Source organism: Lentibacillus halophilus (genome assembly GCF_055395055.1).
In genome coordinates, this window is the sequence record NZ_AP043750.1 from 2,554,160 (window position 1) to 2,577,029 (window position 22,870).

At 43.4% G+C, this 22,870-nt stretch carries 23 protein-coding genes; 12 read left to right on the plus strand and 11 right to left on the minus strand.

The features are described from left to right. The first annotated feature begins 109 nt into the window (after nt 1-109). Nucleotides 110-313 (plus strand): YlaI family protein, encoded by a 204-nt coding sequence (locus ACZ5Q7_RS12605; RefSeq protein ID WP_343753623.1) that lies wholly within the window; start codon nt 110-112, stop codon nt 311-313. A gap of 21 nt (nt 314-334) precedes the next feature. Here the strand turns inward: ACZ5Q7_RS12605 and ACZ5Q7_RS12610 are convergent, their stop codons facing one another. Continuing rightward, on the minus strand, nt 335-652 hold the full coding sequence (locus ACZ5Q7_RS12610) for a YlaH-like family protein (protein WP_343753625.1): 318 nt from the start codon (nt 650-652) through the stop codon (nt 335-337). A gap of 138 nt (nt 653-790) precedes the next feature. Here ACZ5Q7_RS12610 and ACZ5Q7_RS12615 point away from each other — a divergent pair, with 138 nt between their 5' ends. Beyond that, on the plus strand, nt 791-961 hold the full coding sequence (locus tag ACZ5Q7_RS12615) for a DUF5325 family protein (protein ID WP_343753627.1): 171 nt from the start codon (nt 791-793) through the stop codon (nt 959-961). A 14-nt stretch (nt 962-975) separates the two neighbouring features. Here ACZ5Q7_RS12615 and ACZ5Q7_RS12620 read toward each other — a convergent pair whose 3' ends face one another. Beyond that, entirely contained in the window at nt 976-1,785 is an 810-nt protein-coding gene (locus ACZ5Q7_RS12620; RefSeq protein WP_343753630.1) for an inositol monophosphatase family protein, read from the minus strand. 169 nt (nt 1,786-1,954) lie between these two features. Then, nucleotides 1,955-2,143, minus strand: coding sequence for a hypothetical protein (locus ACZ5Q7_RS12625; RefSeq protein ID WP_343753632.1), 189 nt, complete (start codon nt 2,141-2,143; stop codon nt 1,955-1,957). A gap of 181 nt (nt 2,144-2,324) precedes the next feature. Between ACZ5Q7_RS12625 and ACZ5Q7_RS12630 the strand changes: the two genes are divergently transcribed. Beyond that, nucleotides 2,325-2,951 carry a YktB family protein gene (locus ACZ5Q7_RS12630; protein WP_343753634.1) on the plus strand — a complete coding sequence of 209 codons (627 nt, stop codon included), beginning with the start codon at nt 2,325-2,327 and terminating at the stop codon, nt 2,949-2,951. Nucleotides 2,952-3,058: 107 nt separating this feature from the next. On the opposite strand, the gene ACZ5Q7_RS12635 is transcribed toward ACZ5Q7_RS12630, so the two are convergent. Beyond that, nucleotides 3,059-3,157 carry a GapA-binding peptide SR1P gene (locus ACZ5Q7_RS12635; RefSeq protein WP_343753636.1) on the minus strand — a complete coding sequence of 33 codons (99 nt, stop codon included), beginning with the start codon at nt 3,155-3,157 and terminating at the stop codon, nt 3,059-3,061. Nucleotides 3,158-3,463: 306 nt separating this feature from the next. On the opposite strand from ACZ5Q7_RS12635, the gene ACZ5Q7_RS12640 reads away from it, so the two are divergent. Next, the gene (locus ACZ5Q7_RS12640; protein ID WP_343753638.1) at nt 3,464-4,975 is read left to right on the plus strand and encodes a glycine betaine uptake BCCT transporter; all 1,512 of its coding nucleotides are present in this window, start codon (nt 3,464-3,466) and stop codon (nt 4,973-4,975) included. A 101-nt stretch (nt 4,976-5,076) separates the two neighbouring features. On the opposite strand, the gene lpdA is transcribed toward ACZ5Q7_RS12640, so the two are convergent. The 5 genes from lpdA to ACZ5Q7_RS12665 form a co-directional block, all read right to left on the minus strand. Beyond that, nucleotides 5,077-6,483 carry a dihydrolipoyl dehydrogenase gene (gene lpdA / locus ACZ5Q7_RS12645; RefSeq protein WP_343753640.1) on the minus strand — a complete coding sequence of 469 codons (1,407 nt, stop codon included), beginning with the start codon at nt 6,481-6,483 and terminating at the stop codon, nt 5,077-5,079. Between the two features lie 3 nt (nt 6,484-6,486). Next, nucleotides 6,487-7,782: a dihydrolipoamide acetyltransferase family protein gene (locus ACZ5Q7_RS12650; protein ID WP_343753642.1), complete on the minus strand. Its 1,296-nt coding sequence runs from the start codon at nt 7,780-7,782 to the stop codon at nt 6,487-6,489. A gap of 25 nt (nt 7,783-7,807) precedes the next feature. After that, the gene (locus ACZ5Q7_RS12655; protein WP_343753644.1) at nt 7,808-8,785 is read right to left on the minus strand and encodes an alpha-ketoacid dehydrogenase subunit beta; all 978 of its coding nucleotides are present in this window, start codon (nt 8,783-8,785) and stop codon (nt 7,808-7,810) included. A 1-nt stretch (nt 8,786) separates the two neighbouring features. Continuing rightward, entirely contained in the window at nt 8,787-9,869 is a 1,083-nt protein-coding gene (pdhA, locus tag ACZ5Q7_RS12660; RefSeq protein WP_343753646.1) for a pyruvate dehydrogenase (acetyl-transferring) E1 component subunit alpha, read from the minus strand. Nucleotides 9,870-10,337: 468 nt separating this feature from the next. Beyond that, nucleotides 10,338-11,108: a YkyA family protein gene (locus tag ACZ5Q7_RS12665; protein ID WP_343753648.1), complete on the minus strand. Its 771-nt coding sequence runs from the start codon at nt 11,106-11,108 to the stop codon at nt 10,338-10,340. Nucleotides 11,109-11,352: 244 nt separating this feature from the next. Between ACZ5Q7_RS12665 and def the strand changes: the two genes are divergently transcribed. The 3 genes from def to rnjA all read left to right on the plus strand — a co-directional run bounded on the left by def (nt 11,353) and on the right by rnjA (nt 14,333). After that, nucleotides 11,353-11,904 carry a peptide deformylase gene (gene def, locus ACZ5Q7_RS12670; protein WP_343753650.1) on the plus strand — a complete coding sequence of 184 codons (552 nt, stop codon included), beginning with the start codon at nt 11,353-11,355 and terminating at the stop codon, nt 11,902-11,904. A gap of 542 nt (nt 11,905-12,446) precedes the next feature. After that, on the plus strand, nt 12,447-12,662 hold the full coding sequence (locus ACZ5Q7_RS12675) for a DNA-dependent RNA polymerase subunit epsilon (protein ID WP_343753652.1): 216 nt from the start codon (nt 12,447-12,449) through the stop codon (nt 12,660-12,662). A gap of 3 nt (nt 12,663-12,665) precedes the next feature. Beyond that, nucleotides 12,666-14,333 carry a ribonuclease J1 gene (rnjA, locus tag ACZ5Q7_RS12680; protein WP_343753654.1) on the plus strand — a complete coding sequence of 556 codons (1,668 nt, stop codon included), beginning with the start codon at nt 12,666-12,668 and terminating at the stop codon, nt 14,331-14,333. Nucleotides 14,334-14,746: 413 nt separating this feature from the next. On the opposite strand, the gene ACZ5Q7_RS12685 is transcribed toward rnjA, so the two are convergent. Next, a complete protein-coding gene (locus ACZ5Q7_RS12685) occupies nt 14,747-15,409 on the minus strand; it encodes a potassium channel family protein (RefSeq protein ID WP_343753656.1) in 663 nt (220 codons plus the stop codon). Between the two features lie 240 nt (nt 15,410-15,649). Here ACZ5Q7_RS12685 and ACZ5Q7_RS12690 point away from each other — a divergent pair, with 240 nt between their 5' ends. From ACZ5Q7_RS12690 to ACZ5Q7_RS12710, 5 genes are all read left to right on the plus strand, one after another. Continuing rightward, nucleotides 15,650-16,999 carry a cytochrome ubiquinol oxidase subunit I gene (locus ACZ5Q7_RS12690; protein WP_343753658.1) on the plus strand — a complete coding sequence of 450 codons (1,350 nt, stop codon included), beginning with the start codon at nt 15,650-15,652 and terminating at the stop codon, nt 16,997-16,999. After that, nucleotides 16,996-18,009 carry a cytochrome d ubiquinol oxidase subunit II gene (locus ACZ5Q7_RS12695; protein WP_343753660.1) on the plus strand — a complete coding sequence of 338 codons (1,014 nt, stop codon included), beginning with the start codon at nt 16,996-16,998 and terminating at the stop codon, nt 18,007-18,009. Before ACZ5Q7_RS12690 ends, ACZ5Q7_RS12695 begins: the two co-directional genes overlap by 4 nt. Nucleotides 18,010-18,045: 36 nt before the next feature. Next, on the plus strand, nt 18,046-19,779 hold the full coding sequence (cydD, locus tag ACZ5Q7_RS12700; protein WP_343753662.1) for a thiol reductant ABC exporter subunit CydD: 1,734 nt from the start codon (nt 18,046-18,048) through the stop codon (nt 19,777-19,779). Beyond that, nucleotides 19,772-21,490 carry a thiol reductant ABC exporter subunit CydC gene (cydC, locus tag ACZ5Q7_RS12705; protein ID WP_343753664.1) on the plus strand — a complete coding sequence of 573 codons (1,719 nt, stop codon included), beginning with the start codon at nt 19,772-19,774 and terminating at the stop codon, nt 21,488-21,490. The genes cydD and cydC overlap by 8 nt, the downstream gene beginning before the upstream one ends. A 226-nt stretch (nt 21,491-21,716) precedes the next feature. Further along, nucleotides 21,717-22,532, plus strand: a complete 816-nt coding sequence (locus ACZ5Q7_RS12710; protein WP_343753666.1) for a mechanosensitive ion channel family protein — start codon at nt 21,717-21,719, stop codon at nt 22,530-22,532. Between the two features lie 50 nt (nt 22,533-22,582). Here ACZ5Q7_RS12710 and ACZ5Q7_RS12715 read toward each other — a convergent pair whose 3' ends face one another. Next, entirely contained in the window at nt 22,583-22,834 is a 252-nt protein-coding gene (locus ACZ5Q7_RS12715; protein WP_343753668.1) for a YkuS family protein, read from the minus strand. Nucleotides 22,835-22,870: the final 36 nt, after the last annotated feature.

Here is a 22,870-nt window from a genome sequence, read left to right on the forward strand (position 1 = left end):
TCATTTAAAACGTATTCTTTTATACATAGTTAATTCATGTTATAGTATAAAATGCCCTGTATAGGCGATTATATCAACATTCTGCGTCCTGATCATCGGAGGTGACAAGATGAAAGTAACATGTGCCCTATGTGATACACTCCATGATTTACAAGATGATTCGTTACAGGCCAAACGACTCCGCAACCGCAGAATCAGCATGTATTTATGTGAAGAGTGTAATGGACGGATTTATAATAAAACGAAAAAACGCCATGAAACGGGCCAATTCCAGCTATACAATAGACACAGAAAAAAGAAAGACCTTATTTAAACCTCCCATGTTGGAGGTTTTTTAATTGGCAGGCTTTTCATTTCCTGGTTTCCGCTGTAAATGAAGACGATACCGGTAAATGCCCAGAATAAGACAAATAACAATGAGGCTGTCTGTTACCGGATAGCCAACAATGCTGAACAAATTTAATACAAGCATACCTACCGCAAGCATCACATACACTAGCACCGATTTGAGCACTGGAAGCTTCCGTGCAAACCCGAGTTTATACGCAACGGCTGCGAAAGCCAGATTCAATACGTAAAAAACCCAATAGACATTGACGCTGTCCTGATAGTTTACAACCAAGTCGAAAATGAAACTGAAATCTGAAACCATATAAATCCTCCATTTGGTATTGCAATCCATACTCTTTTCTATCATACTAAATCTTGCGCTCGCATGCCAGAAAAAATAGAGACGTTTTCTCTTAGTGGCCACTGCATCCAATCTTTTGATAAAAAATGGAGTGTTTTTATGAAAAAAATTGACATACCCATGTTGTTATTAGCGACACTCGTTATTTTTATGTTTGTTCTCGTTGGAGTCTCTATTGCTTACCGGAATATTTGGCTTATCTTATTGTTTCTGATCCTCGGATTTGTGTTCATGGGAGTCGGTCTCTCGATCAAACGAAAAAGAAAGTGACTTCATACGAAAAGTCACTTTCTTCCTTGTCGGGTGTAATCATGGATTATCGGTTTATGAATAGATGGATTGCACGTCAATACCGAGGTTCCACGAAGCAGTTCGATCGGATCACCGAAAGCCGTTGTTGTCAGACCACCCGCCTCATCCACAATGATGATGCCTGCTGCTATATCCCATGGGGAAAGTCTCATCGCCATATAACCATCGATAACGCCTTCTGCAACAAAAGCAAATTCAATAGCCGCTGAACCATATGTCCGTACTCCTCTTACCGTCCGGACCAGCTCTTGCATCTTCTTTTCATGAACAAACCGGTTGTTGCAAAGCCAAAAATGATTCATGCCTAAGATGGATTCATAAATGCTTTTGTCATGGGAAAGCCGGGACAGTCCGAATTCATTTTTAAATGCTCCTTCCCCTTTTTTGGCGCTGTATAAATTATCCCCTATGACATCATAAATTAGCCCAATTTCGCCAACCCCATTGTGATATACACCGATGGAAATGGCGAAATTCCGTTGTTGATGGACAAAATTCATCGTCCCATCAATGGGGTCAATAATCCATACTGTCCCATCAAATGTTCTCACATCATCGCCGTAACCTTCTTCACTCATAATCAAATGATTTGGATAGACATGTTTTATGTTGTTTATGAAATAGTATTCCGTATCCTTATCCATACTCGTTACAAGATCATTCGCATCCGATTTGGTATCGATGGTAAGCGGGTCATACAAACGCTTTCTGATTGATTCGCCCGCCTCAAGAATCCATCCTTTTGCCAGTGCAAACATAGCATTACGTTCCTGCTTATTCATTTGTATGCCTCCAGTTTCCGAATCTGTTGCCATCATATCAGAATAGCGGATAAGAATCATTTCCCATGGTGCTTATCGGAGGCAGGATGGCACCTGGTAATCAACCATAACTCCCAAATGATTCATACCCTTAGCGTAAGCGTATGTAACTTTGGGATCACATTCCTTATTATTCCATGGCTTCTAACAGACGTGCTCGTAACGCTTTTAATTTGTCTTTCGATTTCATTATTTGCACATGATCATTTGCCTGCATGGCATCGTATAAAGTCATCAGTTCATAATCAATTTCAATGCGGATAACGGGCAGTTTGCTTCTGTTGACGTCTCTTTTCAGTTCCTTCACAACATATTTCACGTCATCCACAACCTTTCAATAGCTTTAATTATATATATGCTGTTCAATGCCATTTTGTTCATCCTTTCCTCCGTTCATTGGCTTTTAAAACGTTTTGCGGGAGATAAACAACTTGACGAGCCGTTCAATTTCACAAATAATAAGAACTATAAATCTCTTAACGACGGGAAAGGAGTTGATAATGATGGCATTCACAGGGTTCCATCAAGATGATTTTAATGTTTTTGACATAGACGGGTTGGATGAACGGATGGAATCAATCAGGAATCGCATCCAGCCGAAATTCAAGGCTATCGGGGATGAACTTACTGAACCAGTGTCGCGCATGACGGGCCAAGAAATGCATGTGCATATTGCCAAACATGCCAGACGGACTAAAAATCCGCCAAATGACACGTGGATGGCCTTTAGTCATGACAAAAAAGGATACAAAAAACACCCGCATTTTCAAATCGGGCTGTTTGATGATCATTTGTTTATGTGGCTGGCCTATATTTATGAACTGCCTGGAAAAGAGCAGGTGGCCGAGTCGTTTCTAAATCACATAACCGATATACATCAATCCATACCGGGAGATTATGTCATATCGCTCGATCACACCAAAAAAGAGGCTGAACGTTTGGATGCCATTGATCTTGAAAAAGCGTTGACACGGCTTCAAAACGTAAAAAAAGCAGAATTTTTGATTGGCAGGCATTTTCAACCGGATGATTCTGTTTTGAAAGATCGAAATCGTTTTTTAAAAGAAGCACAGACCACATTCCAAACGTTAACGCCCCTTTTCAATATTTCCATGGAATCGACATAATAAAAGACCTTTCATCGCGAAAGGTCTTTTATTATGTCATACGTTTTTCACCTATGGTATGTCCAGGCATTCATACCAATCAATTGAAACGGCACCATACAACTCTCTTAGTTGCAACGGGCGCATGTTCCATAGAGTGTAGCCACTTTCTCATTATCAAAATGCTCAATCACTTCCTGACACTTCTGACAAACAATCGTCCCCATCTCTCCCAACTCCTTTTTACGTGTTTAGTTAGGTGTATTATAGTATGACACAATTTAATTTTCAACCGCTTATTTGTATATCATATTATTTATTTTATGTTTTGTTTCCACCCTCATTATTTTCTTTTTTCTTTACTGTGCGGACACATATGACGTATCGGATGATCACTACGTGGAACAATAACGTAAGTAAAATATATTTAAATGATGCATGTCAGCCTATCGGTTGAATTAAATGACAATTTATGACACAATTCCTTATTGTGCTGTCTTCCATTGCAATTTACATAGAGAGGAGCAGGTGATATGAAAAAAGTAACACGCGTCTTTTATATTTCAGCTATTGTTGCCATTATTTTCATTATTTGGGGAATTTTGCCCGGATCCAATATGGATAACGTAACCAATCAGATCCAGAGCTTCATTGTTGATAAATTCGGTTGGTTCTATTTAATGAGTGCAACGGGATTTGTTATCTTTTCCATCTATTTGATTTTTTCAAAATATGGTAAAATTAAATTAGGCAAACCGAACGATGAACCGGAATACTCGTATATTACTTGGTTTGCCATGCTTTTCAGTGCAGGTATGGGCATCGGCCTCGTATTCTGGGGCGCAGCTGAACCATTATCCCATTATCACACCCCCCCATTCGGAGAACCAACAACAAATGATGCTGCAAAAACAGCCATGCAGTACAGTTTTTTTCACTGGGGGCTGCACCCATGGGCGGTTTATGCCACGATTGCCATGGCACTGGCCTATTTCAAGTTTAGAAAGCAGGCCCCAGGCGTCGTCAGTGCTATTCTTGAACCGTTATTTGGTGATAAAGTTAAAGGGTCACTTGGAACAATCGTCGATTTTATTGTTGTTTTTGCCACTATATTTGGTGTAGCAACCTCGCTCGGACTTGGTGCAAAACAAATTTCCGGTGGGCTATCCTTTGTGTTTGATTTCGAAGATACGATTATGCTTCAATTGATCATCATCGCCATTGTAACCGTTTTTTACATGACATCGGCCATGACAGGATTGAATAAAGGGATTAAATATTTAAGCAACACAAACATTGTTTTAGCCCTGTTACTGATGATTTTCGTCCTGTTTGCCGGGCCTACGAATTTCATCATGGACTTTTTTACAACAACGTTTGGAAGCTACATTCAAAACCTTCCCAACATGAGTTTCCGATTGACACCTTTCGATACAGATAATACATGGATCAACGACTGGACGCTTTTTTACTGGTCATGGTGGATTGCTTGGTCACCATTTGTAGGAACATTTATTGCTCGTGTATCCAGAGGTCGGACGATTCGTGAGTTCGTTCTTGGTGTTCTACTCGTTCCCACCATTTTTGGAGGGTTATGGTTCTCTGTTTTTGGAGGAACCGCCATTAATTTGGAACACTTTGGTGGCATCAACTTGATCCAGTATATTAACGACTTCGGTGAGGAAATCGCATTGTTTGCTCTGTTTGAACATATACCGATGGGCTTTATAATATCTATATTGGCCATTCTTCTGATCAGTACATTTTTTATCACGTCTGCCGACTCGGCGACATTTGTTCTGGGTATGCAAACAACGGGCGGAAGCTTATACCCATCGAACAGTGTTAAATTCGTTTGGGGTATTATTCAGTCAGGCGCCGCGGCCGTTTTACTTTGGCAAGGTGGTCTGCAGGCGTTGCAAACTGCGTCTATTATTGCCGCACTTCCGTTCGCGATTATTTTGATACTAGTCGTCTTTTCACTATTGAAAGCCTTTAAAGAGGAAAGACATGACATGGAACAAAAACGCAAACACCGCGTATAAGATGCTCATATATAAGAAGGCCGGATTCACTGAATGAATCCGGCCTTCTTTCGTCTTAAAAGATATGCAGTCATTATTTAAAATGGTTCTGTTGCACTATTTTACATCGTATGAACAGGTGTCCCGAGTGCTACATCCGCAGCTTCCATCGTTATTTCACCCATGGTCGGGTGAGTATGGATGGTAAGAGCAATGTCTTCAGCTGTCATTCCGCCTTCAATAGCCAGTCCCACTTCAGCGATTAAATCACTTGCATTTATTCCAGCTATTTGTGCACCGATCACCAATCCGTCGTCTTTTCTGGTAATCAGTTTCAGGAAGCCATCTGTTTCGTTAAGGGAAAGTGCACGGCCATTAGCAGCGAATGGAAACTTCGATGCTTTTACATCATAGCCGGCATCTTTAGCACCTTTTTCGGTATAACCCACGGTCGCTAACTCAGGATCGGAGAATACCACTGCAGGAATGGCCATATAATCAATCTCGGCTTTTTCACCACTAATAACTTCCGCAGCCACTTTCCCTTCATACGACGCCTTATGGGCAAGTGGTGGTCCCGTGACAATATCCCCTATGGCATAAATATTGTCAATGTTGGTGCGGCATTGTTTATCAATGGTGACCAAACCGTCATCATCCATCTCAATGCCAACTTGTTCAAGTCCAAGTTCATCCGTGTTTGGACGACGACCGACCGTTACCAATACATAATCAGCATCGATGGTTTCTTCCTGATCGTTCGCCTTATAAGTAACTTGAACACCGTTATCCGATTCCTCAACACCCTGTGCCATTGCACCTGTAACGATGTTAACACCTTTAGCTTTCAACCGTTTCTTTACCAATTGAGCCATTTGTTTTTCAAATCCGCCCAAAATATCTTCCGTTCCTTCCAAAATCGTTACGTCCGTTCCAAAATTAGCATACGCTGTTCCCAATTCAGTGCCAATATATCCGCCGCCAATCACTACCATTTTTTCCGGAATTTCCTGCAGGTTTAATCCGCCGGTGGAATCCAGAACCCGGTCGGAGAACTTGAAATTCGGGATCTCGACGGGAGATGACCCCGTAGCAATAATGCAGTTGTTGAAGGTATACGTTTGAGAATTTTTCTCATCCATAATTTTCACAGAGTTTTTATCAACAAAATAGACTTCCCCTTTTACAATGTCTACTTTGTTCCCTTTCAATAAACTTTCCACTCCGGAGGTCAGCTTCTTAACAACGCCGCCTTTCCATTCTTGAACTTTGGAAAAATCGATCGAAACATTTTCTGTTGTAATACCCAGCTCTTCATCTCCGCGTGCACTTTCTGCTTTATGACCGGCTTCAATAAGTGCTTTGGACGGAATACAACCAACGTTCAGGCATACACCACCAAGATTGTCTTTGTCGACAATCGTCACATTTTGTCCTTTTTGTGCCGCCCGGATAGCTGCCACATAGCCCCCGGGGCCCGCACCAACAACTAATGTATCTGTTTCAATCGGGAAATCTCCTACTACCATAGTTCACGCCTCCATCATTATTAATTGTGGATCATTCAATAAACGTTTTACCTGATTCATGGCCAGCTGTGCCGTTGCCCCATCAACAATACGATGATCAAAACTCAGCGATATGGCTAAAACAGGGGCTGCAACAATGTCACCTTCCCGTACGATTGGCTTGTCTTGAATACGGCCAATGCCAAGAATAGCCGCTTCCGGATAATTGAGAACCGGTGTAAACCATTGTCCGCCAGCAGAACCAATGTTGGTAATCGTGTTCGATGCCCCTTTCATCTCTTCGGGTGCCAGTTTACCACTGCGGGCTTTTTCTGCCAATTCATTTACTTCCTGTGAAACAGCAAAAATCGATTTGCGGTCAGCATCTTTAACAACCGGCACGAGCAGTCCTTTATCCGTATCGGCTGCAATGCCAACATTGTAATAATGCTTATGAATAATTTCATCAGTTTCATCATCAACAGAAGCATTTAAAATAGGATATTGCTTGGATGCAGAAATAAGTGCTTTAACAACATAAGGCAAATAAGTCAATTTAATATCCTTCTCAGCAGCTACCGATTTAAATTTCTTACGGTGTGCAACAAGCTCTGTGACATCAACCTCATCCATAAGTGTAACGTGTGGTGCTTTTGTCTTAGAATCGACCATAGCCTTAGCAATGGATCTACGGATGCCAGACATTTTTTCACGGGTTTCTGGATAGGTTCCTTGTGGAATGTCGGTAGTTACATCCGCTTGTTTGGATGTGTCTTTTGCTTCAACTGGTTCTTCTGTTGTTTGTTCACCGCTTAAGTACTGATCGATGTCTTCCTTCAAAACACGGCCATTTTTCCCGGATCCTTGCACGTCTTGAATGGTTACATCATTATCACGTGCGTATTTGCGAACAGACGGCATGGCAATAACGCGCCCGCTGTCATCATCGGTTTGTCCGGAATCCGTTGTTTTATCGTCAGCGGACGTGTCCGTTTCAGCTTCTTCATCCGCCTCAGCAGTCTTCTGTTCTGCTGATGTGTCCTGTTCAGCCGTCTCGCCTTCATCTTCATCGGATTCGTAGCCTTCCGCGTCAAAAGTGATCAGTGTGTTACCAACAACCGCTACTTCTCCTTCATCCACATGAACTTTTTTTACCGTGCCTTCAACCGGTGATGGAATCTCGACAACGGATTTATCGTTCTGCACCTCACACAGCACATCGTCTTCCTGTATTTCATCGCCTTCTTTGACGAACCATTTGGCAATTTCACCTTCATGTATACCTTCCCCGATGTCAGGGAGTTTAAAGTTATATGCCATTATAACAACATCCTCCAATCATTCATTAAAAGTTAATAACCTCATTTACTTTATTGATGACATCCTTATGGTTCGGAAGCCACACCTCTTCAGCTTGTGAGAATGGATACACGGTATCCGGTGACGTCACTCGCATGATTGGTGCTTCTAGATGCAGAATAGCACGTTCCTGAATTTCAGATATAACATCTGCGGCGACTCCTGCCTGGCGCTGTGCCTCCTGAATCATGACAACCCGGTTGGTTTTTTTCACGGATTCGACAATGGTTTCGGTATCAATCGGAGAAATCGTACGCAGGTCAATAACTTCTGCATCGATATTATCCTGTTCCAATTCATCGGCAGCTTTTAATGCTGTATGCACCATCGCACCATAGCCGATAAGAGTGACATCTTTACCGTCGCGTTTAATATCAGCTTTATCCAATTCGACCGTATATTCCTCATCCGGTACTTCCCCTCGGAAGGAGCGGTATAATTTCATATGCTCCATAAAGAATACCGGGTCGTTGTTCCGGATGGAGGCGATAAGCAACCCTTTGGCATCGTAAGGTGATGTCGGAACCACTACTCTAATTCCTGGTTGTTGGGTAATTAGGCCTTCAAGAGAATCAGCATGCAATTCGGGTGTATGCACACCGCCTCCGAACGGCGTACGTATCGTTATTGGCGCCGGTTTGGTGTCGCCCGAACGATAACGCATACGTGCTATCTGGCCATTAATGGCATCCATGGCTTCGTACGTGAAACCGATAAACTGTATTTCCGGAACAGGTCGGAAGCCTTGCAGCGCCAAACCCAAAGAAAGACCGCCAATCCCGGACTCAGCAAGCGGTGTATCAAATACACGTTCTTCCCCAAACTCATCCTGTAATCCTTCTGTTGCACGGAACACACCGCCATTTTGGCCGACGTCTTCACCGAACACAAGTACATTGTCATCATTCTTCAGTTCATGATGCATTGCATCCGTAATTGCCTGAATCATTGTTTTTTGCGCCATCTTACTTCGACTCCTTTTCCCTGTATTCTTCCATTTGCTCCTGCAGGTTGGATGGAAGCTTTTCATGCATGATATCGATCAGGTCGGTTACTTTTTGTTTTGGATAGTCATCAGCCTTCTTGATAGCTGCTTTAATTTCTTCTTTCGCCTCATCGATCACGTTATTTTCATCTTCTTCCGACCATAAGTTTTTGGCCCCAAGGTATTTGCGGAAGCGAATGAGCGGATCACGTTTTTCCCATTCGTTATCAAGATCATCGGTACGATAGCGTGTCGGATCATCACCGGCCATGGTATGCGGCCCGTAACGGTATGTCAGCGTTTCTATCACTGTTGGACCTTCCCCATTAAGTGCCCGTTCGCGGGATTTCTTTGTGGCAGCATAAACAGCCAGTGGATCCATGCCATCAACCTGCAATCCTTCCACACCGGCAGCAACCGCTTTTTGCGCTAACGTTTCTGTATTTGTCTGCTTTTCCACCGGAACCGAAATAGCAAACTGGTTATTTTGGACAAAGAAAAGCGCCGGAGCATTATACGCGCCCGCAAAGTTGACACCTTCATAGAAGTCACCCTGAGACGTCCCTCCATCGCCTGTATAGGTTACGGCAACGCTTTGTTTGCCGCGTTTTTTCATCCCCAGGGCAACGCCTGCAGCTTGTGTGATCTGCGCACCGATAATAATTTGTGGGCTTAGACCATTAACACCTTCCGGAAACTGATTGCCATGGAAATGCCCTCTTGAAAATAAAAATGCTTGATACAGTGGCAAACCGTGCCAAATAAGCTGAGGAACATCACGATATGCCGGCAACAGAAAATCGTCCTGCTCAAGAGCGTAATGGCTGGCAAGCTGAGATGCCTCCTGCCCTGCAGTCGGTGCATAAAATCCTAAACGCCCCTGGCGGTTCAGTGCAATGGAACGCTGATCAAGAACCCGTGTATAAACCATTCTGCGCATAAGTTCTTTTAAATCATCATCCGAGAGATCTGGTTCATAGTCTTTGTTCACGATCTCACCATTTTCATCAAGAACCTGAAACATTTCAAATTGATTTTCAATACTTTCCAGTACTTGTTTCAAATCGTTCACCTCTTCCTTTCTAATCCTCTGTTATTTTATTCTTTTCCAGCTTTCCCGAAACATGAAAAAAAGTGCACTTGTTTGCCTTTATGTATGTCTCGACATCATGCGTCATCGCCATCAACCAACAACGTCAACATGACCTCAACTGTTACATTAGAAAGGCAAAAGTAATTAGTACAATATGTGTTCCATGTTAGAGTTTAGCGCATTTTGAATCTGTTGGTCAATTACTTTGATTTATTTATCATTGTTTTTTTCCTGAATGATACCGCTTTCGTTCATTACTGTACCATTTTAACAAAACTGTTATAATAAATGCTGGAAACTGTATCACTTTTGGTTGACAACAACCTTAAACATTCGAAAAATCAAAATAATCCGTCAGTCGGATCTCTGCTTACGACCCATCCTCCTGCATACAAAAAGAACCGGACAACGCCCGGTTCTTTTTGTATGCCATTCGTTCTATTTATCGTTTTCCGATTTCGGATTGTTTTCTTTGTTTTCATTATCCTTGTTGTCTTTATTCTTTTTATTTTTATCGTCTTTATCTTTTTTCTCTTCATTGTTCTTATTTTCATTGTCATATTGAACGTCAATCTCAGCAGCGTCATAGAATTCCTTTTTAAGTTTGTTATACTCATTCGTCAGATTATTGAATGTTTCGTTCGCTTCAATAACCGCCTGATAGCTGTTGTTCAGATCCTCAATATGGTCGGATAATGCGTCCTGTTTCAAATCTTTATCCTGCAGCATTGTATACAATTCTTTTTCCTTGGATAATGAATCCGAATAAGCATCATGCAGCTTTTCGTATGCATCATAACGATCGGACATGACGTTAAACATATTATCGGCCTTGTTGCTCACAGATTCATCCTCAAGATCGTTGAGAATGTCCTCTATTTTCATAAATTCCTCTTTGGACGATTGCATGCTTTCGTTTTCTTTCTTTATTTTTTTCTCGCGTTTTTCAATGTTTGTAATGGCTTTTTTGGATAATTTTTTGATTTTATCCATATCATCCATATTTAATTCGATAACCTTCTTATAAATCTCTTGTTCCTCTTGTTCTAATTCCATAATGGGGTCCTGTTGTTTTTCAAATGTTTCTTCCAGCTTCACCGCTTTTTCCAGATGGTTATAAATTTTTTCCGCTGGAGGTGTGTTGCTGCAGGCAGTTAATAATACCATCATAATAATAGGACTAATGAATAATACCTTTTTTAATACCACGCTAATAGATCCTCCTTCTCCCCTAATACAACGTTTTTTAAGTATAACATACAATATATGATAGCAAATCTTTTTTTCGATCACTAACAATTAAAATAGATGATCTTCAGCATTTTTATGATACGGAAAAATAGTTTATGTTAAAATGAAGTTATTCACGTGTGTCGCAAGTTGTTTTGCCCATCATTTCAGGGTTCCAGCTTACACAGCATGTAATAGCTATCGACGATAAGGAGTGTTCAGCATGATAACAATGGACGATATTGTGCGGGAGGGACATCCGGCTTTGCGCAAACAAACGCAAGAAGTGACCGTTCCCCCTTCTGAAGAGGATCAGCAATTATTAAAAGATATGCTTACATTCATACAAAACAGTCAGGACGAAGAGTTGGCTGACAAATATCAATTACGGGCGGGTGTCGGGCTTGCCGCACCACAGCTGGGTGTCAGTAAACGGTTGTGCGCTGTCCATTTTGAAGATTTCAAAGGCGTGATACATAGTTATCAACTTGTCAATCCAAGAATCGTTAGTCACTCTGTCGAAAAGGCCTATTTATCTTCCGGAGAAGGCTGTCTATCGGTTGACCGGGATGTGGAAGGCTATGTACCCCGTTATGCCCGAATAACAGTCAAAGCCAGTGATATGGAAGGAAACGAATACAAGCTGCGTCTGCGTAACTTCGCTGCCATTGTTGTTCAGCATGAAATTGATCATCTCGACGGCATCATGTTTTACGACTATATTCATCCGGAAGATCCTTTTTCCGTACCAGACCAAGCGAAGGCAATCGATTGATGGTTGGTTTGTTGAATGCATAAAATCCCAGTTGTTAGCAAACACTAACGACATATCAACGCCGGAAAACAAGCTTTTTTCAATCAAATATAGTATTTTCATTTCAAAAATACAAAAACCGTATTATACTAGGAAATAAGAGGGATTGGATCGGCAGTACGTTTTTATCGCTTTTCTTACACAATAGAAAGGAGATGCGTATCACATGTTGAAACGCTTACGGGAAAAGCTAAAAAAACGCTGGAAAGATTTTCTGGGAAGAGGACGTGTACCAACCACCTTTAACAATGATTCCCCTGAATAAATGAGGCGGCACATGTATGAGCAAAATCGCCCAGAGACGAAACATCGAACCGGATGAATATGACTGTGTAAAAGAGGTAGAACTGGGTTATACTGAACAACCGGAAACCGTTACACAGCTGAACAACTAATAAAATGAACGTTGACATGTATGGATGAAGATTCCATTCCATCGACAAGGAAACAGACGACGAAAAAACTATTTGTTTAACAAGCGAATCGACAGAGGAGAGATAACCATGATTTACAAAGTATTTTATCAGGGCTTGCCCGATGAGATACCAGTGCGCGAACGAACGCAAAGCTTGTATGTCGAGGCCGAGTCCGAACAAGAAGTCCGTAATAAATTGTATGATCGCAACTATGATATCAATATTGAATATATCCAGCCGCTTAGTGATGCACATTTGAATTATGAAAAACAATCCAGTCAATTTACAGTGGAGTCCGTCTAGCTGATGAAATTTGTAAAAAATGATCAGACAGCGGTATTTGCACTGGGCGGACTTGGTGAAATCGGAAAGAACACATATGGCATTCAATTTCAGGATGAAATCGTCTTAGTGGATGCCGGGATTAAATTCCCAGAAGACGAATTGCTAGGGATCGATTATGTGATTCCCGATTACACCTATCTTGTGCAAAACCAGGATAAAGTTAAAGGATTATTCATCACCCACGGACATGAGGATCATATCGGAGGCATTCCGTACCTCTTACGTGACATTAATGTGCCTATTTATGCCGGCAAACTTGCGATCGGATTAATCCGCAACAAACTGGAGGAACATGGCTTGTTGCGCAGTACACAATTGTATACTATTGAAGAAGATACTGTTATTAAATTTCGTAAAACGTCTGTTTCTTTTTTCCGTACAACCCATAGCATACCCGATTCATTCGGTATCGTTGTCAAAACGCCGCCTGGAAATATTGTTCAAACCGGTGACTTTAAGTTTGACTTCACACCTGTTGGCCAGCCCGCAAACCTTGCAAAAATGGCCGAGCTGGGTCAGGAAGGGGTTCTATGCCTGCTCTCCGATAGCACGAATAGTGAAGTGCCAGGTTTCACGATGTCCGAACAAGTCGTGGGCGATAATATTAATGATATTTTCAGCAGAGTTGATGGGCGTTTAATATTTGCGACATTTGCTTCTAACATTTATCGTCTGCAACAAGTCGTGCAGGCGGCCGTCAAACATGATCGTAAAATTGCTGTGTTTGGACGGAGCATGGAATCATCCATCCGAATTGGACAAGAGTTAGGCTATATTCAGGCACCGAACGACACATTTATTGATGCCAATCAAATCAGCCGTCTCCCAGCTCATAAAGTAACGATTCTGTGCACAGGTTCTCAGGGTGAACCGATGGCGGCACTGTCCCGTATTGCCAATGGCACCCATCGTCAAATTCAAATTATTCCTGGCGATACGGTGGTGTTCTCATCATCCCCAATCCCCGGCAATACGGTCAGTGTAAGCAGAACAATCAATAAACTTTACCGTGCCGGTGCGGACGTCATCCACGGTAAGCTCAGTAATATTCATACTTCGGGCCACGGCAGCCAAGATGAACAAAAGCTGATGCTTCGATTGATGCAGCCAAAATATTTCATGCCGATTCATGGGGAATATCGCATGTTGAAAGAACACCTAAAACTGGGCGAGGCGTGTGGAATCGATCCGAATCATTCCTTTGTCATGGATAACGGTGACGTTCTCGCCCTCGGTAAAGATAACGCGATGATTGCAGGCAAAATTCCATCCGGCTCCATTTATGTTGATGGAAGTGGAATCGGCGACATAGGCAACATCGTTCTGCGTGATCGTCGTATTCTCTCGGAAGAAGGCTTGGTGATGGTCGTTGTGAGCATCAATATGAAAGAATTCAAGATTGCTTCCGGACCCGATATCATTTCGCGCGGTTTCGTTTATATGCGTGAATCCGAAGACTTGATCAATGAGGCGCAAAAGTTGGTGGCCAAACACTTGAAGAAAGTTATGGAACGCAGAACGAGTCAATGGTCCGAGATTAAAAATGAAATAACCGATACGATTTCACCGTTTCTGTTTGAAAAAACAAAGCGGAGACCGATGGTGTTGCCCATTATTATGGAAATATAACCAAAAAGGAATGGAAAACGTCCCTTATCCCGGAAACCTGATGCAATTTCATCAAAAAGTGCCGTGGACACTTATCGTGTCCACGGCACTTTTTACATTAAAGATTGGGGCTGGGACAAAAGACGTTTAGTCAAATGAAAATCCGAACTATGATTCGAAAAAAATATGAATAAGTTCGGATTTTTCGTTTAGCGCAGGAAAAACACGAAGACTCCTGCGGGATGAAAAGCTTAGATAAGACCCCGCAGTGCGATAAGCACGAGGAGGCTTATCAGCGCCCGCGGAAAGCGTAGTGTTTTTCCGGAGCGGTGACTACGTCTTAACTATATTATTCGTGTTTAGATGTGATTTGTTTAGTTATGTTCCAGCCTCTTTTTTACACTACAGATTCACCAGCTTCGGTTGGCAACCATTTAATCGATAACCAGGTTCTTTTCAAATCTGGAGATATCTTTATCTGAACCAATAATAATGAGAATATCCCCTTCCTCAAGAACATCATCTGCTGCCGGCGATACATTAATGTCTTTCTCCTGTTTAATGGCGACAACGTTACAACCGTAATTCGCACGTATATCAAGGTCCACTAACGTCTTACCACGCATTCGTTCCCCTACTTTCACCTCTACAATGCTGTGATCATCCGATAGTTCTAAGTAGTCCAAAATATTATTTGAAATAATATTGCGGGCAATGCGTTTTCCCATATCCCGTTCCGGGTGCACAACTTGATGAGCACCAATACGGTTTAATATTTTTTCATGATAATCATTCTGTGCTTTTACGGTAATTTTCTTTATGTTCAAATCTGTCAGAACAACGGTTGTCAAAATGCTCGCCTGAATATTGTCTCCAATGGCTACAATCACATGGTCAATATTTTTAATACCCAATTCCCGTAACGTTGCTTCATCTGTTGAATCAGCCATAACGGCATGCGAAGCTATATTTTTGAATTCATTTATTTTGTCTTCATCTTTATCGATGGCCAAAACCTGCATTCCTTCTTGATTCAGCTCTTGACAAATACTGCCGCCAAAGCGGCCAAGCCCGATTACGGCATAGTCCCTTTTCAATCCGGACTCCCCCTGTCACTCTATTTGCTTCTTATAGTCTATCATACCGCGTCCGTAAATGATATGTTGTTGACCAAACGCGTTGTCACCCTTTTGACGTAAAGTTTTCATCTTAATGTCATAGCCAGACGCGTTTCTGTATGACACAATCGTATATACTTATTGACATAAGAGAAACTATAATAACGACTTGGTTGCTGGAATTGAATTGACCCATCAATGTCACAAGGAGGAACGATAATGGAATTGGACACCGTCCTGATGAGCCGTTTGCTGACCGCAATGACGCTTGGATTTCATATTATTTTTGCCACGCTTGGAGTGGGCATTCCACTGATGATTTCCATTGCTGAGTTTATTGGTATCAAAAAGAACGACCCGCACTATCAACTTCTTGCCAGACGTTGGACCCGCGGATTTGTCATTACAGTTGCCGTCGGTGTCGTCACAGGTACCGCTATTGGACTGCAGCTGTCTCTCATATGGCCGAATTTTATGCAAGTAGCCGGCAATGTTATCAGTTTGCCGCTGTTTATGGAAGTGTTTGCATTTTTCTTTGAGGCGATATTTTTAGGAATCTATTTATACACGTGGGATCGGTTTACCAATCCGTATATCCATTGGTCCTTCTCGCTCCCTATTATTATTGGCGGTGGATTTTCAGCCGTATTCATCACCACGGTCAACGCTTTTATGAACACACCGGAAGGGTTTACAACAGAGAATGGAACGTTTGCCGCGGTCAACCCGCTCGCAGCCATGCTGAATCCGGCAACGCCAACGAAGGTATTTCATGTTCTGAGTTCTGCCTACTTAACGTGTGCAGCTATTTTGGCGGCGATCACCGCCTTTATGATATTGAAAAGGAAAACGACAGATTATCATAAGAAAGCATTGCGGCTAACGATGACTATGACATTCCTGTTTGGCCTTGTGACAGCTTTAGCAGGAGACACGTCAGCAAAATTTCTGGCCGATCATCAATCTGAAAAATTAGCTGCCGCCGAGTGGCATTTTGAAACATCAAACAACGCTGATCTGATTTTGTTTGGATGGCTGAATGAAAACAATGAACCGACCGGCGAAATGCGCATCCCAGGGTTACTGAGTTTCCTGGCCCACGGTAATTTTAATGCGGAAGTAACCGGTCTGGAAGAGGTTCCGACAGATAAACAACCCCCTCTTTGGATACATTACATGTTTGATTTGATGGTCACCATCGGATTTTTATTACCGGGCATCGCCTTATTGTATTTCATTTTAGCCATGGTGAAACGATGGAATGAGCACAATAAAGGACTTCTATCATTGATTTTTCTCAGCGGCCCATTAGCGGTATTAGCTATTGAATTCGGCTGGATTTATGCAGAGGAAGGGCGTCAACCATGGATTATCAGAGGGTATATGACGGTGGAAGAAGCCGTCACATCATCGTCCTACGTCCCGCATATGTTTGTTCTTTTCTTCGTGCTTTACGTGGTGCTCGGCACATTATGTGTTGTGACATTGCGTAAACTTTTCCGCAACAATCCTGCTGAAGTCGAATTGGAAAAACATTATCCAACGATAACAAAGGGTGATGACGAATGAGTTATGAACTGGTTGGTATCAGCGTTTTATGGTTATTTCTTTATGGCTATTTAATTGTCGCATCGATTGATTTCGGTGCCGGGTTCTTTGCCTTTTATGCCAAGGTTACCAAAAAGGATCATGTGATCAATCAACTGATCGCACGATACCTCTCCCCTGTCTGGGAAGTGACCAACGTGTTTTTTGTGTTTTTCTTTGTCGGAATCGTCGGCTTCTTCCCGGATACTGCCTATTACTATGGAACGGCCATGCTGGTGCCGGCGAGTTTCGCCATCATCCTGCTCGCCATCCGTGGCTCATTTTACGCGTTTGAAAATTATGGGTCCAAGCAAAGCACACTTTATACATTCCTTTACGGCGCATCCGGCCTTTTCATTCCAGCATCCTTATCGGTGGCCCTGACCATATCGGAAGGCGGCTTTATTACAGAAGCGAATGGCAATGTCTCGCTGAACTATATGGACCTGTTCACCAGTCCGTTATCATGGAGCATCGTTGCCCTGTCCATTGTCTCCATTTTGTTTATCAGTGCAACGTTTTTAACATTCTATGCTGCGCGCGCCCAAGATTGGCCGGCTTTAAAGCTCGTTCGGACATTTGCGCTGTTCTGGAGTACGCCAACCATCATTGCCGCTCTGACAACGTTCATTGTCTTAAGTCAACATAATGAACGGCATTATGAGAACATGCTCAATCTCTGGTGGGTATTCGGCCTGTCGGTTGGTTTCTTTTTGATAGCTATTTGGCTTCTTTACCAGCAAAAACGTTATGGCCTGGCATTCATCAGTGTCATGCTGCAGTTTTTATTTGCCTTTTTTGGTTATGGCGTCGGGCAATACCCGTATTTGCTTGATCCCTATATATTGATTCATGAAGGGGCTACTCATCCATCAATGGGCATTGCGCTGATTGCTGCATTCATCGGCGGCCTTTTGTTATTGATACCGTCGCTGATTCTGCTGTTCAAACTCTTTCTGTTTGACGCCGCATATGTTAAAGGAAAAAAATAACCACTCAAACAATCATAACGCATTGGAGGAAACAATATGTCCGGAGCAACCATTCTGTCCCGTCACAAAAAAACGGTTCTTTTCCTGTGCATCCTGGCCGTACTGACAGCCGTTATGATTGTACTGCAAGCCTATTTCCTTGCAGCTATCGTCGAGAGCATCTTCGTCCAGAAGCAGGTCTTTTCACATGTTACTTGGATGCTGGCCGGACTTCTGGGGGTTTTTCTGCTTCGCACGACATCCACATATATCGGACGGCGGACAGGTATTGCGATGGCCGCAAACGCGAAAGCCGATTACCGACAATCACTCTTGGATAAGTTTGCAGGAAAATCTGTCCTTCAAGCTTCACAGGGACAAGCAGGCGGAAAAGTGAGTGTAGTGCTTGATGCTGTTGATGACATGGACAGCTATTTCAGTAACTATATTCCACAACTGATCCAGGCTTCCATTATTCCTGTCATCATTCTGGCGACAGCTTTTTCGCAGCATGTCAACACAGGGCTGATTATGATTATTACTGCCCCGTTCATTCCGATATTCATGATTATTATCGGTATGCAGACGAAAACTAAATCCGAAGAGCAGCAGGAGACATTATCTGCCTTTTCCGGTCAATTTCTGGATGCATTGCAGGGACTGACGACATTGAAATTATACCGGCAATCCCGGAGGCAGGAAAAAGCCATGGAAACGAGCAGTCTTCGCTTCCGGGATGCCACGATGGAAATATTAAAAATAGCGTTCACCTCGTCATTCATGCTTGAGCTTATTTCCATGCTAAGTATTGGCATTGTCGCTCTCGAACTGGCTATACAGCTCATTATTTACGAACAGGTATCATTTTTTACAGCCTTCTTTCTCCTCATACTGGCACCGGAATTTTATACGACGTTAAAAGAACTCGGCAGCACCTTTCACAGCGGACAGACCAGTAAAGGGGCGGCTACAAACGTATTAAATGAACTGGACGCAGAAACGCAAACCTTGCAATGGGGAGACATGGAACTGGCTAGTGGTGACGCGCCTCCGTCGATTCAACTACAGCACGCCGGCTATCACTATGACGAAGGGAATTTCAGTCTGGAGGACATCCACACCGCTTTTCCTCCATATGGAAACATCGCTATTGTCGGACGCAGCGGGTCAGGCAAGTCGACCTTGCTTCATCTGATTGCCGGCCTCCTCCCTATTAAGGAAGGCACCATCATCATTAACGGGCATCCATTAGCTTCCTATTCCGAGACAGCATGGTTCGAACAAATCAGTTATATATCCCAGCATCCGTATCTTTTCGCAGGAACCATCGCCGACAATATAGCGATTGGCAGCAACCGCAAGCCGACGCGTGCAGACATTCAACACGCAGCTGAGCAGGCAGGTCTTAAAACGGTCATCAGTCAGCTTGAAAACGGCTATGATACACCAGTCGGTGAAGCTGGAAGAGGGCTTTCAGGTGGAGAAATGCAGCGGCTGGCACTGGCCCGGGCCTTCCTGAAACAGCCTGCGATCATCTTGTTCGATGAGCCGACAACCGGGCTTGACCTTTATACCGAACGTATCCTCTATTCATCAATCAATCAATTGGCACAGCAGGCGACAGTGATAACCGTAGCCCATCGCCTCTATACCATCAAAGATGCAGATGCCATTCTATTTTTAAAACATGGGCGGCTTTTAGCGGAAGGCACGCATATTGAACTTATGGAAAACGTCCCGGACTATTACGATATGGTCACAGCTCACGAAGGAGGGAACGATCATGCGTGATTTGGCGATCATTCTGAAAGCAATGGCAACCGAAAAAAAAGATATTATTTATTCCATTTTATTCGGCTTTATAGCTGGCATTACGGCTGTCGGCCTATTTGCCGCCAGTGGCTTTCTGATTTCCAAAGCCGCGCTGACACCGCCTCTTTATACGCTGATCATTCTGACATCAGCGGTGAAACTGCTTGGAATAACCAAAGCCATCGCCCGGTATGCTGAACGTTATTTTTCACACCGGGCAACGTTCACGATTTTGAGTAATCTGCGGGTTGCTTTTTTCCAAAAATTAGAGCCATTGACACCAGCCTTGTTTCAAAAATATAGAAGCGGTGATTTGCTCTCCCGAATTGTAGGCGATGTGGAAACACTGCAGCATTTCTTTCTTCGTGTTTTCTATCCGCCGATTGTGCTGGTGACTGTTTTTCTGAGTACCATTTTGTTTACGTCTTTCTTCTCCATAACGATCGCGATCATTTTATTAGCAGGTTTATTGCTTACCGTGGCTGTCATTCCAACCTTATTTTTATGGCGCCAGGAACGAATCGACCAGGATGTGCGAAACCGCCGCAGCCATTTGTCAGCACGCACAACCGAGTTTCTTCAAGGGTTCCGTGATTTAACCATTCATCAGAAAGTCCATGAAGCAAAAACAAACGTCATCCAGTCATCAGACAGCTATATCAGCGAACAAAAACGGGAAAACCTGAACAAATTGTACAGTGAATCGGTTAATACACTTGTTTCGCTAGCCATTACCTGGACCGTCCTTGCCTTCGGAGCGCTTCTCATTACGAATGGCCAGCTGGACGGCATTCTGCTGGCCATGCTCGTGCTGATTTCGTTGACAGTCTTCGAGGATGCGGGGCCGATGGCTGCGTTTCCGCTTCATCTGCAGGATTCGAAACGGGCTTCATCCAGGCTTTCAGCTGTAACTGCAGAGACGCCGAATCGTTGCGGTGAGCACACCGGGGTCACCTATCTGGTACAATCCCGCCCCATTACTGCAGCGCTGGAAGGTGTGTCTTTCCATTACTCCGGTGAAAAACGGCCAACATTACACAACGTCGACATAACATTGCCGGCTGGTTCCAAAACAGCCATTGCCGGTCCCAGCGGCTCGGGTAAATCGACACTTCTGCAGCTTCTGCTAGGGTTGAACCAGCCCAATAAAGGCACGATTTCCCTGGACAATATCCCTATCGAGCAGCTTGATAAGGCGTCCATCTGGGACCATGCAGCTGTCATGCTGCAAGACAACCACTTTTTCTTTGGAACAGTCAGGGATAACCTTCTTCTAGCAAAGAATGACCTGACAGATGACCAAATGACGGCCGTTCTGACGAAAGTCCATCTGGATTATTTCCGTTTGGATGATCCTGTCCAGGAAAAAGGCGATAACTTATCGGGCGGAGAAAAGCAGCGGCTGGCTCTGGCCCGTACGATGCTGAAGGAATCGCGCCTGTGGATCCTGGATGAACCGGCGTCATCAGTGGACGCGTTGACCGAACAGGCCATTTATGACCATCTTTTCGAACAGGCTGCCGGTGACACGATGGTCATTGTCAGCCACCGCTTGACAAACCTGGAAAAGATGGATCAGATCATCGTTATCGATCATGGTGAAATCGTTGAAACAGGCACATTCGATCATCTCATGCACCAGCAAGGCTATTTATACGACATGAAACAAATTGAAAAAAGTCTGCTGTAAAGGACCCCCTCCCGATGAAGACGGGAAGGGTGCCTTTTCATTTGGCTATCGTTGATTTCATCGGACAAGCCAATTGCCAGAATTTCGAACGCTTCAGTGTAATCCGCTTTTTTCATCCCAGACGTTCCATCAGCCAGAAATTCTTGCCGATGGCCATGTCATGTTTACAACAAGTGAAAAAGGGTATATCATTACAGCATTGGAGACTGCTATTAGGAGGATACATATGGAGTTTTTTGGAATATCATTCGATTTGTCAGCTATCATTGGCATGCTCTTACGAATCGCACTGCTTATTATCTTATTCATTATATTCGTTCCGTTCGGTAAAAAAATAGTGGAAAAATCCATACAAAAGGCGGGAGCAAACCAAAAACTGTCACCGACTAGGGTGAAAACACTTCAAAAATTACTCGTTAATTTGTTTTCCTATGCCGCCGTGTTTTCATTCATCGTTATGCTGTTTGCAGCACTTGGCATCCCTATCGGTCCGTTGCTCGCGGGAGCCGGCATTGTTGGACTGGCCATCGGTTTCGGTGCACAGGGACTTGTCAGCGATATCGTAACCGGATTTTTCATCCTACTGGAACACCAGCTTGAAATAGACGATTATGCGACCGCTGGCGGATATGATGGGATTATTGAAGAAATAGGACTGCGCACAACAAAGATTCGCAGTTTTGACGGAACCCTGAATTACGTACCGAATCGACTCATTACAGGCGTAGCAAATCATTCCCGTGGTAATATGCGTGCATTGGTTGATATGCGCATCAGCTATCAAGATAATATGGATGAGGCGATTGCTGTATTGGAAAAGGTATGTGCGGAATTTCAGGAAGATGAACGGTTCAAAGACGGCCCTAATGCGGTTGGTGTGCAAAGTTTGGGAGCATCGGAAGTCGTCTTGCGTGTTGTCGGGCAGACGGAAAATGGTCTGCAGTGGGAATGTGAACGTGCCTTGCGGAAACGGATGAAAGAAGCATTTGACGATGACGGGATCACTATTCCATATCCGCACCATACGATTGTGCAAAAATAACAAAAGCTTCGGTCATGCTGGAAAGCAAACGACCGAAGCTTTTCGTTTCTCTATTGATTGGTAGTTAACCGATCATTGACGAGCTGACAAACATCCTGGGCAGTCTGACCGCCTGCATTAATGACAGGGCCCGCTATGCTTGCTGTGGACATTCCCATCACATCTTTATCCTGTCCTGATATGACACAGCAGTCACAATTGCCCGTATCGTCTTCTGATTTTAAGTCGACTGTCTGATGCCCCATTTCCGCCAAAGCTTCCTTAACGTCTGTCAGTGTTTCTTCGACTCCGATTCGTGCCATTTGTATACCTCCTCCAGGCAGAAAATAGTCATTACC

Excerpts from the sequence above, each read along its gene's own strand:
- ACZ5Q7_RS12635 (WP_343753636.1), bottom strand. The coding sequence starts at position 3,157 with ATGGGGACGATTGTTTGTCAGAAGTGTCAGGAAGTGATTGAGCATTTT.
- lpdA (WP_343753640.1), bottom strand. The coding sequence starts at position 6,483 with ATGGTAGTAGGAGATTTCCCGATTGAAACAGATACATTAGTTGTTGGT.
- ACZ5Q7_RS12690 (WP_343753658.1), top strand. The coding sequence starts at position 15,650 with ATGGAATTGGACACCGTCCTGATGAGCCGTTTGCTGACCGCAATGACG.
- ACZ5Q7_RS12605 (WP_343753623.1), top strand. The coding sequence starts at position 110 with ATGAAAGTAACATGTGCCCTATGTGATACACTCCATGATTTACAAGAT.
- ACZ5Q7_RS12640 (WP_343753638.1), top strand. The coding sequence starts at position 3,464 with ATGAAAAAAGTAACACGCGTCTTTTATATTTCAGCTATTGTTGCCATT.
- cydC (WP_343753664.1), top strand. The coding sequence starts at position 19,772 with ATGCGTGATTTGGCGATCATTCTGAAAGCAATGGCAACCGAAAAAAAA.
- ACZ5Q7_RS12610 (WP_343753625.1), bottom strand. The coding sequence starts at position 652 with ATGGTTTCAGATTTCAGTTTCATTTTCGACTTGGTTGTAAACTATCAG.
- def (WP_343753650.1), top strand. The coding sequence starts at position 11,353 with ATGATAACAATGGACGATATTGTGCGGGAGGGACATCCGGCTTTGCGC.
- ACZ5Q7_RS12675 (WP_343753652.1), top strand. The coding sequence starts at position 12,447 with ATGATTTACAAAGTATTTTATCAGGGCTTGCCCGATGAGATACCAGTG.
- ACZ5Q7_RS12695 (WP_343753660.1), top strand. The coding sequence starts at position 16,996 with ATGAGTTATGAACTGGTTGGTATCAGCGTTTTATGGTTATTTCTTTAT.
- ACZ5Q7_RS12715 (WP_343753668.1), bottom strand. The coding sequence starts at position 22,834 with ATGGCACGAATCGGAGTCGAAGAAACACTGACAGACGTTAAGGAAGCT.
- ACZ5Q7_RS12615 (WP_343753627.1), top strand. The coding sequence starts at position 791 with ATGAAAAAAATTGACATACCCATGTTGTTATTAGCGACACTCGTTATT.
- ACZ5Q7_RS12620 (WP_343753630.1), bottom strand. The coding sequence starts at position 1,785 with ATGAATAAGCAGGAACGTAATGCTATGTTTGCACTGGCAAAAGGATGG.
- ACZ5Q7_RS12650 (WP_343753642.1), bottom strand. The coding sequence starts at position 7,782 with ATGGCATATAACTTTAAACTCCCTGACATCGGGGAAGGTATACATGAA.
- ACZ5Q7_RS12710 (WP_343753666.1), top strand. The coding sequence starts at position 21,717 with ATGGAGTTTTTTGGAATATCATTCGATTTGTCAGCTATCATTGGCATG.
- rnjA (WP_343753654.1), top strand. The coding sequence starts at position 12,666 with ATGAAATTTGTAAAAAATGATCAGACAGCGGTATTTGCACTGGGCGGA.
- cydD (WP_343753662.1), top strand. The coding sequence starts at position 18,046 with ATGTCCGGAGCAACCATTCTGTCCCGTCACAAAAAAACGGTTCTTTTC.
- ACZ5Q7_RS12630 (WP_343753634.1), top strand. The coding sequence starts at position 2,325 with ATGATGGCATTCACAGGGTTCCATCAAGATGATTTTAATGTTTTTGAC.
- ACZ5Q7_RS12655 (WP_343753644.1), bottom strand. The coding sequence starts at position 8,785 with ATGGCGCAAAAAACAATGATTCAGGCAATTACGGATGCAATGCATCAT.